This is a genomic window from Pseudomonas sp. NFX98 (genome assembly GCF_047784845.1).
In the GTDB taxonomy this organism is placed as follows: Bacteria; Pseudomonadota; Gammaproteobacteria; order Pseudomonadales; family Pseudomonadaceae; genus Aquipseudomonas.
In genome coordinates this window covers 1-11,812 of sequence record NZ_JBLNNF010000040.1, presented here as the reverse complement: position 1 = coordinate 11,812, position 11,812 = coordinate 1, and the positions used below count along the sequence as shown (strand labels likewise).

Annotated in this window: 11 protein-coding genes, 1 tRNA gene and 1 pseudogene; 7 read left to right on the top strand and 6 right to left on the bottom strand. The window is 59.7% G+C overall.

From position 1 onward, the window contains the following. Positions 1-96 (top strand): integrase core domain-containing protein (locus ACM110_RS29895; protein ID WP_416127929.1); only part of this gene is annotated, 96 nt, incomplete at its 5' end. 111 nt (positions 97-207) lie between these two features. Here ACM110_RS29895 and ACM110_RS29890 read toward each other — a convergent pair. Beyond that, complete coding sequence (locus ACM110_RS29890; RefSeq protein ID WP_416130617.1) at positions 208-1,425, bottom strand: MFS transporter; 1,218 nt, start codon at positions 1,423-1,425, stop codon at positions 208-210. Positions 1,426-1,756: 331 nt separating this feature from the next. Between ACM110_RS29890 and ACM110_RS29885 the strand changes: the two genes are divergently transcribed. Further along, positions 1,757-3,814, top strand: a complete 2,058-nt coding sequence (locus ACM110_RS29885) for a methyl-accepting chemotaxis protein (RefSeq protein WP_416130616.1) — start codon at positions 1,757-1,759, stop codon at positions 3,812-3,814. 116 nt (positions 3,815-3,930) lie between these two features. Further along, a tRNA-Met gene (locus ACM110_RS29880) sits at positions 3,931-4,007 on the top strand. Between the two features lie 99 nt (positions 4,008-4,106). Here ACM110_RS29880 and ACM110_RS29875 read toward each other — a convergent pair. Then, a complete protein-coding gene (locus ACM110_RS29875; RefSeq protein WP_416130615.1) occupies positions 4,107-5,216 on the bottom strand; it encodes a DUF2817 domain-containing protein in 1,110 nt (369 codons plus the stop codon). Positions 5,217-5,382: 166 nt separating this feature from the next. On the opposite strand from ACM110_RS29875, the gene ggt reads away from it, so the two are divergent. Both ggt and ACM110_RS29865 read left to right on the top strand, forming a co-directional pair. Continuing rightward, on the top strand, positions 5,383-7,215 hold the full coding sequence (ggt, locus tag ACM110_RS29870; protein ID WP_416130614.1) for a gamma-glutamyltransferase: 1,833 nt from the start codon (positions 5,383-5,385) through the stop codon (positions 7,213-7,215). Between the two features lie 194 nt (positions 7,216-7,409). Further along, positions 7,410-7,781: a helix-turn-helix domain-containing protein gene (locus tag ACM110_RS29865; RefSeq protein ID WP_416130613.1), complete on the top strand. Its 372-nt coding sequence runs from the start codon at positions 7,410-7,412 to the stop codon at positions 7,779-7,781. Between the two features lie 22 nt (positions 7,782-7,803). Here the strand turns inward: ACM110_RS29865 and ACM110_RS29860 are convergent, their stop codons facing one another. From ACM110_RS29860 to ACM110_RS29850, 3 genes and pseudogenes are all read right to left on the bottom strand, one after another. Beyond that, a complete protein-coding gene (locus ACM110_RS29860) occupies positions 7,804-8,232 on the bottom strand; it encodes a TOBE domain-containing protein (protein WP_338583026.1) in 429 nt (142 codons plus the stop codon). 85 nt (positions 8,233-8,317) lie between these two features. Further along, a complete protein-coding gene (gene ddlA / locus ACM110_RS29855; RefSeq protein WP_416130612.1) occupies positions 8,318-9,412 on the bottom strand; it encodes a D-alanine--D-alanine ligase in 1,095 nt (364 codons plus the stop codon). Between the two features lie 10 nt (positions 9,413-9,422). After that, positions 9,423-9,608, bottom strand: a pseudogene (locus ACM110_RS29850) (lysine transporter LysE); the annotation flags it as partial. Between the two features lie 121 nt (positions 9,609-9,729). Between ACM110_RS29850 and ACM110_RS29845 the strand changes: the two are divergent. Together ACM110_RS29845 and ACM110_RS29840 are read left to right on the top strand one after the other, a co-directional pair. Next, on the top strand, positions 9,730-10,539 hold the full coding sequence (locus ACM110_RS29845) for an AraC family transcriptional regulator (protein ID WP_416130611.1): 810 nt from the start codon (positions 9,730-9,732) through the stop codon (positions 10,537-10,539). A 75-nt stretch (positions 10,540-10,614) separates the two neighbouring features. Next, positions 10,615-10,983 (top strand): cupin domain-containing protein, encoded by a 369-nt coding sequence (locus tag ACM110_RS29840; RefSeq protein WP_416130610.1) that lies wholly within the window; start codon positions 10,615-10,617, stop codon positions 10,981-10,983. Between the two features lie 11 nt (positions 10,984-10,994). Here ACM110_RS29840 and ACM110_RS29835 read toward each other — a convergent pair whose 3' ends face one another. Beyond that, positions 10,995-11,594 (bottom strand): flavin reductase family protein, encoded by a 600-nt coding sequence (locus ACM110_RS29835; RefSeq protein ID WP_416130609.1) that lies wholly within the window; start codon positions 11,592-11,594, stop codon positions 10,995-10,997. Positions 11,595-11,812: the final 218 nt, after the last annotated feature.

Below are 11,812 nucleotides of genomic sequence, written 5' to 3'. Positions count from 1 at the left end.
ATGGTGCGGGAGGCGATCAGGATCTACAACCAGGAGCGGCCGCACCTGTCTTTAAAATACAAAACGCCCGATGCGGTGCATCGGGCGTTAGGGTGAAGCGGGTGTAAACCTATTTCAGGACTAGACAAAAAATCAAAAGATCGCAGCCTTCGGCAGCTCCTACAGATGATCGGCGTAGGAGCTGCCGAAGGCTGCGATCTTTTGATCTCACACTCTTTTTGTACGCGGCAGGAAGATCGCCAGCACACCCAGCAACGGCAAGAATGAACACAGGAAATACACGTACTCAATCCCGTGAATATCCGCCAGATGCCCCAGCAACGCAGCCCCAATCCCGCCAAAGCCGAACATCAAACCGAAGAACACCCCGGCGATCATTCCGACATTGCCTGGTACCAATTCCTGCGCATAAACGACGATGGCCGAGAAGGCTGAGGCGAGGATGAAGCCGATGACCACGCTGAGAATGCTGGTCCAGAACAGGTCGACATGCGGCAGCAACAGCGTGAACGGCGCCACGCCGAGGATCGAGAACCAGATCACCGCCTTACGCCCGATCTTGTCGCCGATCGGCCCGCCGAAGAACGTCCCCGCCGCCACTGCCCCGAGAAACAGGAACAGATGCAACTGCGAACTGGCCACCGACAGGTCGAACTTCTCGATCAGGTAGAATGTGAAGTAGCTGGTGAGGCTGGACATGTAAAAGTACTTGGAAAACACCAGCAACCCGAGGACGACCAAGGCACTGATCACCCTCCCTTTGGACAAACCGTGAGTCGCGGCCTGGCCTTGCTTGAGCTTGAACAGGTTCAGGTGATTGGCGTACCAGCGGCTGATCCGGTACAGCACGAACAACGCAAACACCGCGAACAAACCGAACCACGCCACATTGCCTTGGCCGTAGGGAATGATTATCGCCGCCGCCAGCAACGGACCAAACGCCGAGCCCGCGTTACCGCCGACCTGAAAGGTCGATTGCGCCAGCCCGAAGCGCCCGCCCGAGGCCAGTCGCGCCACGCGCGAAGCCTCCGGGTGGAACGTCGAAGAACCGATGCCGATCAGCCCCGCCGCCAGAAGGATCATCGGGAAGCTGCCGACCACCGACATCATCACAATCCCGACCAACGTGCAGACAGTGCCCGCTGGCAATAAACATGGCTTGGGATGGCGGTCGGTGTGATAACCGACCCACGGCTGCAACAGCGAAGCCGTCAGTTGAAACGTCAGGGTGATCAGCCCGACCTGAGTAAACGTCAGGCCATAGTTGGCCTTGAGCATCGGGTAGATCGACGGCAGCACCGATTGAATCAGGTCGTTGATCAAATGCGCCAGCGCCACTGCGCCGATGATGCGCATGACCAATGGGCTGCTTTGAGGCGTAGCGGACGCCGGCACTGAGCCGGTCTGGGTATTGCTGATAGCCATGGGGTTTTCCATACAACAGAGGGGTGCAAGCGGCAGGTGCGCCAATGTGCCATTTTCAGGTGCGCGAGCGCCATCCCCTTAGCCTGCTAACGACCTCGATTTTCATCGTCAAAACCGTGATAGCGCAAAGCCATGGTCTGAATCTTGCCTTGCTTATCCGCTTCAACGCGGCCCCCTTACAAAGGGGACCGAGAATGGGAAGTTTCGCTACAGAGTCGGCCTACAGAGCTGACGAGGGTGAACTTTCGAGGCCTTTTAAGGGGCACAAATCGGGTTCGCGAGAATCTCGATGCACGCCATTGGTGCGTGGTGTCTATAGGAGTCATGGGGCATGCAGGCTTTTTTATCACCGGGGATCGGACTGCTGGGGCGTTTTGGCTTTGCCCGCAAATTCCAGTTGTTATTTCTGCTGTTCATCCTGCCACTGGCCGGCAGTTTGTGGATGATCGGCCAGGACTATCGCGACAAATTGAACCTGATCTCCGGCGAACGAGCCGGGGTTCGTCAATTGCTTGCCCTCGATGCGCTGGATAACCTCCTGTCGGCCCAACGCGATCGCGCCGCACGTTGGCGTGCAACCGAAACCAATCGCCAACCGACACCCGCCACCCTTGCCGCCATGGCTGCCTTCGATGCCGTCCAGCCCGCTGTAGCCCAGGCTGCTTCCGACCTCGGCACAGCGCTGCAAAAAGACGAAGCCAAGGATGAAACCCTGGCCCGCTTTCAAGCCCTGCAAACAGCCCTCAACGGCCTCGACTCGAAAAGCCTGAGCAGCGTCGGTTGGTGGCCGGATGGCTACGACCGTTTCACCAACGCCTTGACTGCCCTGCAAGCGTTGCGCGAACAGATCGCCATGGACAATCGCCTGACGCTGGCGCCGTGGCTGGAAACGTACTTGCTGACCCAGATCTCCACCCAGCACGCCCCGGACCTGATCGAGCGTGTCGGTCGCCTCGCAGCGGTCGGGCAAGCCTCGGTCGTGTCCGGGCAGTTCACTTTGCAAAGTCGTCTGCAACTGCGTGATCTGCGCAGCCGCATTGGCGATGCCAGGGAGCAGTTGGTGAAAACCGCAGGCTTGCTCGAAGCACGGTTGCCTAGCGCCCTGCAAACCTGGGCCGGGCAATACCATGACAGCCTCAAGCAGCTCGATTCAGGCCTCAAGGTCCTGGATGACGGCGTGTTCGGCGGCAGCATCAACCTGAAACCGGAAGACTTCGAGCGCAGCCTGGATGGCCTCCTCGCCAACCTCGCCGCATTGCGCCAGCAATCGCTGGAGTCGCTGGATCAGCGTCTGGATTACTACCATGACTCAGCGATCCGGCAGTTCATTGTGGTGGCGACTGTGTTCGGTTGCCTGCTGCTGGCCGCGCTGTACCTGTTCATCTGTTTGCAGGCATCGATTCGCCGTAGCGCCAGCGGCATCACCCTACTGGCCGAAGCCTTGCGCGACGGCAACCTGAGCCTGCAAGCGCCGGTTCAAGGCCGGGATGAGCTGGCCGCCATCAGCACAGCCCTGAATGTGGCCGTGGTGCAGCTACGTACGAGTTTGCTTGGCGTGGATCACGAGACCCTGCAACTGAGCAATGCGGTGCAAACCCTCAATCATCATTCCAGCGACGCCCTCGGCGAGGTCGAAGCCCAGCAATTGCAGATCAGCCAGATCGCCGCAGCAGCGACGCAATTGGCGGCCACCTCACAAGGCGTGGCCCAGAGCTGCGAACGCGCCTCTGGCAGCGCTCAGCACACCCAGCGCATTGCTGCCGACAGCAGCCGTGACAGCCAACGCACGACAGCCAGCATCCAGCAGCTCAATCAGCGCTTGAACGACACCGCCGCAGCCCTCGGTCGCGTCAGCGAACAAGGACAGCAGATCCAACTGGTGGTCGACACCATTCGCGGCGTCGCCGAGCAGACCAACCTGTTGGCGCTCAACGCCGCCATCGAGGCGGCCCGTGCCGGTGAACAGGGACGCGGTTTTGCAGTGGTGGCCGACGAAGTGCGCAGCCTGTCGCAACGTACTCAGTCCTCGACCGCCCAGATCGCTGGCACGGTCGACAGCCTGCGCAGTACGGTGAACGAAGCGGTCAGCCTGATGGAAGCGGCGTGCGGCCAGGCACAATCCGACGCGCAAGCCGTCACCGGTCTCGGTGAACGTCTGGGAGAAATTGCCAGCGCCGTGCAGGGCGTCACCGACACACTGGCGCAGATCGCCACGGCCGTCGACGAACAGGCGAGCACCGCCGACGAAGTCAGCGGTAACATCCAGCAAGTCGATCAGGCGGCAGTTCGCTTGCTCGAAGGCGCACGGGCCGTGAACCTGGCGGCAGACACCTTGAGCCAGGGCAGCAAGGCCTTGAGTGCCAATACCGGCAGATTTCAGCTCAATTGACGCCCTCCTCCGGGCCGGTTTTTCGGCTCAGGAGGATAAGCGGTTGAAAGTGTAGAGAAATATTTTAGATTTACGCTTGACGCATCTGCATTACCGGTGAATAATGCGCGCCACTTGGCTACATAGCTCAGTTGGTTAGAGCATAGCATTCATAATGCTGGGGTCCGGGGTTCAAGTCCCTGTGTAGCCACCAAGTACTAAAAACGGCTTACCGAAAGGTAGGCCGTTTTTTTATGCCTCGAGAAAAGTGCGCTGCGGATACAGGAATCCCTGAACCGCAGACGCTCGTCGATCAGACTCGAACCGTCGGCAATGCCGACAACGCCCTCTCCCAGATCTGCCAGGTCCGCAGCCAGACCATCGCCTGCCAATCGCTATCAGCCGGATAGAACTGCTCCAGCAGATTCAGCTTGATCTCGCGCCCTGTCGCATCACTTGGATTGCCATGCAGATGCAGCCAGTGATCATCGCGCAGATGACGATGCACGTTCGGCCCCGGATATGTTCCGCACTCAATGACAAACGGCATCAACCGCACCTGCGGCAAGGCATAGAGCAGCGCCTGCGAGGTGTAGCCGGTGGCCGTCGCCGCCACGCCGGTTTCGCTCACGGTGTCCGCGCCTGTTTGCAAGGCGTAAAGCCACGGACCATAGATCGCCTGAGCATCCGGCAACGCCGGATAGGCAGACTCGGTGATGGTCAGCAACATCGGATGTCCATACTCGCCGGCACCGGTGTGCAAGTCGAAGCACATGGCAGTGTCGGCATGGGCCACGTGTTTTTGCATGATCTGGTGCAGCGTGCGGTTCGACCAGCTCGGCGCCAGGCCGCCGTAAAACAGTCCATCGGGGTGAGCATGTTGCCCGCCTTCGACAATCGACATGACCGCCGGCCAGCCGTGCTGTTGAATCTGCTCATCGAGCAAGGCATCGGCGCGATCACGCTCGGGGCCTCGCAACTGCGCGCAGGCATAGATTGCATGCAGCGTGTTGTAAGCCTGGTTATCCGGCAACGAACGCTGGAAGTTCAGATGATTGCGGTTCAGGTCGATATTGTCTTCGTTGACCCGCCGCAACCACGCCATGCCCCAAGGGTTGATGGCATGGATCATCACAACGGCAACATCGGCCGGCAGCGTACGCTTGCCCAACTCCTGCAGCCACTTGATCTGACAACCCGAACCATAGAAGCCCTCGACGCCATGAGTGCCGCTCAGCGCGATCAGCAGGCGTTTGGCGCCAGGATCGCCAAGCACCGCGACATCGGTACTCAAAGACTCGCCGAACGGCCCTTTGAGCGGGTGCGGATACTCGGTCAGTGTCGCCCCGGCCGCAGTCGCCGCCGCAAGGAATTGTTCACGCTGAGAGCGGTAGCTGGGCTGGGTCGGGAACTCGGTCTGCATGTCTGCCTCTTGTTGATCTTTTGGCTTGCCTGTTGGCAACGACCCTACAGAAATTCCGCCCGTTGATGAAGGACCAAAGCGTCTTTGTCGTGGGACCCGGTTTGCGTCACTCGGTGGTGGCCGATAAAGTCCCCGATACATTTACCTCACGGATGGAGTGCCCCGCGTGTTCTCAGCCTTCCACTTGAGCCGCCATCGTGCGTCCGCCATCGCGCTGATCGCTGCTGCGTTAACCCTCGGCGCCTGCCACAACGCTTCGGCCCCGACGCTGCCCCTCGCGCCGGAAAGCGCTTCCGGTTATCGCATCGACCTGCAGACCCGACATGCCACAAAACACATGGCCGCAGCCGCCAACCCGCTGGCAGCCGAGGCCGGGCGCGAGATGCTGCGTCGCGGCGGTTCGGCCATCGATGCGGCGATTGCGATGCAAGCCGTGTTGACGCTGGTCGAACCGCAATCATCGGGCATCGGCGGTGGCGCGTTGATCGTGCTGTGGGACGGTAAAAAAGTGCGTACCTACGACGGTCGCGAAACAGCACCGGCCGGTGCCACCGAAAAGCTTTTCCTGCAAGCCGACGGACAACCGATGGCGTTCACCCAGGCGCAGATCGGTGGTCGTTCGGTGGGAACACCGGGCGTGTTGCGCGCCCTTGAGCTTGCTCATCAACAACACGGGCGCCTGCCATGGGCGCAACTGTTCGAACCGGCGATCAAACTCGCCGAGCAAGGTTTCTCCATCTCGCCACGCCTGCACGGATTGATCGCCTCGGACAGGTCCATGGCTCGCTCGCCCGAGATGATGGCTTACTTCCTGAATGCCGACGGCAGCCCGAAAGCCAGCGGCACCCTGCTGCAGAATCCGGCGCTGGCCGCGTTGTTCCACCGCATTGCCAAGGAAGGACCGGATGCGTTGTACAAAGGCCCTGTCGCGCAGGAAATCGTCGCCAAGGTTCAGGGCCACGCCAACCCCGGGAGCCTGTCGCTGAACGATCTCGCCCACTACAGCGCCAAGGAGCGCGCGCCCCTGTGTACCGATTACAAACGCTGGCAGGTGTGCGGTATGCCGCCGCCGTCATCGGGCGGGATTGCCGTGGCGCAAATCCTCGGCACCCTGCAAGCCCTGGAGACACGCGATAAGCGCTTGGCCCTGGCACCGATGAAACCGGTCAAAACCGACGCTCCTGCCGGCATCGAACCCACTCCCGACGCTGTGCACCTGATATCGGAAGCCGAGCGCCTGGCCTATGCCGACCGCGCGCAATACGTGGCCGATACCGACTTTGTGCCGGTGCCCGTGAAAGGCCTGGTAGACCCGACGTACCTGGCCAGCCGCGCCGCCCTGATCGGTGAGCGCAGCATGGGCACGGCCCAACCGGGCACGCCTCCGGGCATTCAAGTGGCTTACGCACCGGACCGCTCGCCGCTGCGCATCTCCACCTCGCAAGTGGTAGCCGTCGATGATCAGGGCGGCGCCGTGTCCATGACCACCACCATCGAGTCCGCCTTCGGCTCGCACCTCATGGTGCAGGGCTTCCTGCTCAACAACGAGATGACCGACTTCTCCTTCATCCCCGAAGAGAACGGCCAAAAAGTCGCCAACCGCGTCGAACCGGGCAAACGCCCACGCTCGTCCATGGCCCCAACGCTGATCTTCGACCGTCAGAGCGGCGAATTCGTCGCCAGCGTCGGCTCACCCGGCGGCTCGCAAATCATCGAATACGTCGCCAAGTCCACCGTCGGCCTGCTCGACTGGAACCTCGATGCGCAAACGGCGATCAACCTGCCCAACTTCGGCAGCCGCAACGGCCCAACCGAACTTGAACGCGGACAGTTCAGTCCGGCACTGATCCAGGCGCTGAAGGACAAAGGCCACAACGTGAGCGAGATCGACATGACCAGCGGCACCCAGGCGATTGTTCGGGTCAAGGATGCGCAAGGGAATGTGTCGCTGGCGGGTGGGGCGGATCCGCGGCGTGAAGGGGAAGCGTTGGGGGATTGAGGTTTATGCAGAAATGAAAAGGACCTACCGGTTGGTAGGCCCTTTTTTATGGGAAACAAGGCCAGATCTATGATCACGCGCTGCCTTTTCCTACCCGCGAAGCACTGCGTCTTGGTTAAAGTCTCGGAGCAGTATTCGGTACTCACAAACAGTACGACACGATCGACGCTGATACCGTCGAGATGGAGTAACCCATGAACATTCGTCCGATTCATACCGACGAGGATTACCGCGAAGCGCTCAAAAGCGTGTCAGCACTGTTCGAGAACGAACCAGAACCTGGCACTCCCGAGGGTGATTATTTCGACATCATGATCACACTGATTGAAGCCTATGAAACGAAACAGTTTCCGGTGGATCTGCCCAATCCGATTGATGCAATCAAATTCCGAATGGAGCAGTCAGGGCTATCTGCTGCTGACCTTGCGCCAGCTATTGGCCGGACAAACCGGGTGTATGAAGTACTGAATGGCAAGCGTGCATTGACCCTTCCGATGATATGGAAGCTTCACGATCTATTCGGAATACCGGCACAGAGTCTGATCAAACCTGTGAAGCAGGCCTGATCAGTACCCACAGCCCCTGCAATCAGGCCGGAACACCCAAAATAATGTGCGACGCCTTGATCACCGCTGTCGCGCTCACGCCCGGTTTCAAGCCCAGCTCAGTCACGGCATCGCGTGTGACGATCGAGTACACCTCGGCGCCACCATCGAGCTGGATAACGACTTCGGCATTCACCGCGCCATCGGTGACGCTGGTGACCTTGCCTTCCAGGCAGTTGCGCGCCGAGAGGCGAATGTCGCTGGAGTCGGTCATCAGCATGACCCACGGGGCTTTCACCAGCGCGACCGCTTCCTTGCCGACCGCCAGGCCCAGGCTCTTCACGCTTTCCATCGTGACCACCGCCACCAACTGATTACCACCGGGCAGCTTCAGGGATATTTCGGCATTGACGGCACCGGCCTGTACTTGGCTGATGGTGCCCTTGAACACATTACGTGCGCTGACCTTCATGAGTTGTAGCCTCTGTTGTTTATTTTTGTATACAACTTACAGCAACATTCTGTCTGAGCGGGCATGACGCGATGTCGCACCCCGCTTAACGACTGATTTTCAGCGCCCGCCGAGCCTGGTGTTTTTCCACTGCCAACTCGAGCAGCCGCGTGACCAGTTCACTGTAGGTCATGCCAGCGGCCTGCCACAGTTTCGGGTACATGCTGATGCGGGTGAAACCGGGCAGCGAGTTGATTTCGTTGATCAGCACTTCGCCACTGTCGGTCAGAAACACATCGACCCGCGCCAGCCCGGAACAACCCAGCACGTGAAAGGCCTCAACCGCCATGGCACGAATGCGCTCGCTGGCCTCGACGCTGATGTCGGCCGGGACCACCACTTGTGCGGCCGTATCGTCGATGTATTTACTGTCGTAGGAATAAAACCCGTTGCGCACCACGATTTCGCCGCAGCCGCTGGCGATGGCGTCGTCGTTGCCTAGCACCGCACATTCGATCTCGCGACCGCTGACCGCCGACTCGATCAGCACTTTCTCATCAAAGCCCAAGGCCAGTTCGACCGCCGCTACATACTCGGCTTCATCGGTCACTTTGCTCACGCCCACGGACGAGCCCTGATTCGCCGGTTTGACGAACAGCGGCAAGCCGAGCTTGCCCACCACGTCGGCGAACCCCGTACGCGCCGCGGTATTGCGCGTCAGCGTCACGAATGGCGTGACCGCCAGCCCGGCATCCCGCAACAGACGCTTGCTGATGTCCTTGTCCATGCACACTGCCGAACCGAGCACATCGGAACCCACGAACGGCAAATCAGCCATGCGCAAAAGGCCTTGCAGGCAACCGTCTTCGCCAAGGGTGCCATGGACAATCGGGAAGATCACATCAACGTGGCCCAGCAGTTCCTTACTGGAAGTTTCCACCAGTTGCTGACTGGCCTTGCCCGGCACTACCGCCAATTCGCGGTTGGATTGATTGAGGGCGATCAGCGCCGGATTTTCCTGGTTCAGCAGGAAATTCGACGGGTCGTTGAGGTGCCAGTGGCCTTGTTTATCGATACCGATCAGCACCGGTTCGAAGCGCGAACGGTCCAGCGCATCGACGATGTTTTTCGCCGATTGCAGCGACACTTCATGCTCAGCCGATCGCCCACCAAAAATAATTCCTACTCGCAGCTTGCTCATTCAAATCACCTCAACGATTGGCCACCAGATGCGCACCGAAGAGCAGGTAGCAACTCCCTGCAAAGCGGTCCAGCCATTTGCGCGAGCGGTTATACGCGCCCGTCACCCGGTGGCTCGAAAACAATAGCGCGACGCTGCAATACCAACTGAAGGACAGCGTTGCCATGGTCAGCACCGCCAGCGCATTTGAAGATGGGCAACACATTGCAGCATTTGCCTTAGGTTTTCTACTTGCCCGAACCCGTTCATCAGCGAGAAGACAGTGGATCGGTCACTGGGTTAACGTGATCAGTATCGAGTTCAAGGCAACGATAATCATGGTCAGGCAACAGCCTCACAATGACTGGTTCCACCGCGCACCGGATGTGGGTGGCCTTCAGCGTTTCGAAGCGTTTTTTGCGGGCCATGGCTACGACATGCACCGCCACGACACTTACGCCATCGGTCACACGCTGGCAGGCGTGCAGAGTTTTCAGTATCGCGGTGGCTGGCGTCACAGCCTGCCCGGCGGGACGATGGTGCTGCACCCGGACGAAGTCCACGACGGCGAGGCTGGCACCGAGGCCGGTTTCAAGTACCGGATGATGTACATCGAACCGGCGCTGATCCAGCAGATACTTGGCGGTCAACCCCTTCCATTCATCCAGAACGGGCTATCCAACGACCCTCGCCTGTTTGCTGCCACGGCCATGCTGCTACGCAGTCTCGATTGCCCCCTTGAACCGCTGGAAGAGCAGGACGCGCTGTTCGATCTGGCACAGGCCTTGAACAGGGCTGGCGGAATGACAGTCAGGCGCTTCAGCTTCGACTACGTGGCAGCCGAGCGTGCGCGCGAATTCATGCACAGCGCACTGGATCGAACCGTGACCCTGGAAGAACTGGAGCGGCACAGCGGACGGGATCGCTGGAGCCTGTCACGGGACTTTCGCCTGCTGTTCGGCACCAGTCCTTACCGGTATCTGACCATGCGCCGTCTGGATATGGTTCGCTCACTGCTCATTCAGGGACAGTCGCTGGTCAGTGCAGCGCTGATCGCAGGCTTCACCGATCAGAGCCACATGACACGACAATTCACCAAGACCTACGGCCTGTCGCCCGCACGGTGGAGAAAAATGCAGCGCCGTTAAGCGATGCACAATCGTACAAGAACTGCACCGACAGGCTGGCTATCGTGGACTCAAAGCAACCACAGGAGCCACGCCATGCACGCTTACAAAAGCCTGAACTTCGCTGAAAAAATCGCCAGGATCGATGCGCACTGGTCGCCCAGGGTCATCGCCGAAATGAATGACTACCAGTTCAAGGTTGTGAAGTTGCTGGGGGATTTCATCTGGCACGATCACCTCGATACCGATGAAACCTTCATCGTCCTCGAAGGCCGGTTGCGCATCGACTTTCGCGACGGCCACGTGCTGGTGAACGCTGGAGAAATGTACGTGGTGCCCAAAGGGGTCGAGCACAAGCCATGCGCCGAGCAGGAGGTGAAACTCCTGCTGATCGAACCCAAGGGCGTACTCAACACCGGAAGCGAAGGTGGCGAACGTACCGCTCAGAATGACGTCTGGGTGTAACCACCGCGTGTTTACGGTGCCAGGGTCTTGCCGTCTACCGGATCACCAATTTTCAAGAAATGCCCGCCAGCCACATGGTGCAAGGTGCGCAATGCATCTTGCCCTTCGAAGTGCCAGCGCCCGTCACTGAACACACGCTCGTCGGCCTGAGCGGCAATCACTTCGGCGAGGAACAGGTCGTACTGCTGGTGATTGTCGGGCTCGGGCAACAGTCGGCATTCGAGCCAGGCGACGCAGCCTTCGAGCATCGGGGCGTCGATCAACTCGGCAGCGAAGGTCGGCAAGCCGTAGGTCTGGAACTTGTCACGGCCCTGTTCCCGGGTCAGTTCCAGGCCTGATGTCGAGCCCACGGTTTGCACGATATCGGCCTGCGCGGCGCAAGGAACGTTCAGTACGAAAGTGCCCGAGGCTTCGAGCAACTGGCGGGTCCAGGTGGACTTGTCCAAGACCACGGCGATTTTCGGCGGTTCGAAATCCAGGGGCATGGCCCAGGCCGCCGCCATGATATTGCGCTCGCCGCCGTGGGCGGCGCTGACCAGCACGGTTGGCCCGTGGTTGAGCAAACGATAAGCCTTGGGCAAAGGGACCGGACGGCGGTGGGAAACGCTCATGGATGTTTGCTCCTTGGGGGAAAGAGCCGATTGTAGCGACATACCCAACGAAAAGATCGCAGCCTGCGGCAGCTCCTACGGTGGTACGCAATCCCATGTAGGAGCTGCCGTGTAGTGGTCGAATGTTTTTGGACCATGATGTAGGAGCGTCGACTTTAGGAATCATCATGGGATATCGGGTTGTTACATCTGAGGAAAAAGCGGAGGCCATCCGTTTG

Bases quoted from the DNA above. Each gene is read 5' to 3' on its own strand.
- ACM110_RS29890 (WP_416130617.1), bottom strand. From the start codon at position 1,425: ATGGCTATCAGCAATACCCAGACCGGCTCAGTGCCGGCGTCCGCTACG.
- ACM110_RS29885 (WP_416130616.1), top strand. From the start codon at position 1,757: ATGCAGGCTTTTTTATCACCGGGGATCGGACTGCTGGGGCGTTTTGGC.
- ACM110_RS29875 (WP_416130615.1), bottom strand. From the start codon at position 5,216: ATGCAGACCGAGTTCCCGACCCAGCCCAGCTACCGCTCTCAGCGTGAA.
- ACM110_RS29865 (WP_416130613.1), top strand. From the start codon at position 7,410: ATGAACATTCGTCCGATTCATACCGACGAGGATTACCGCGAAGCGCTC.
- ACM110_RS29860 (WP_338583026.1), bottom strand. From the start codon at position 8,232: ATGAAGGTCAGCGCACGTAATGTGTTCAAGGGCACCATCAGCCAAGTA.
- ddlA (WP_416130612.1), bottom strand. From the start codon at position 9,412: ATGAGCAAGCTGCGAGTAGGAATTATTTTTGGTGGGCGATCGGCTGAG.
- ACM110_RS29845 (WP_416130611.1), top strand. From the start codon at position 9,730: ATGGTCAGGCAACAGCCTCACAATGACTGGTTCCACCGCGCACCGGAT.
- ACM110_RS29840 (WP_416130610.1), top strand. From the start codon at position 10,615: ATGCACGCTTACAAAAGCCTGAACTTCGCTGAAAAAATCGCCAGGATC.
- ACM110_RS29835 (WP_416130609.1), bottom strand. From the start codon at position 11,594: ATGAGCGTTTCCCACCGCCGTCCGGTCCCTTTGCCCAAGGCTTATCGT.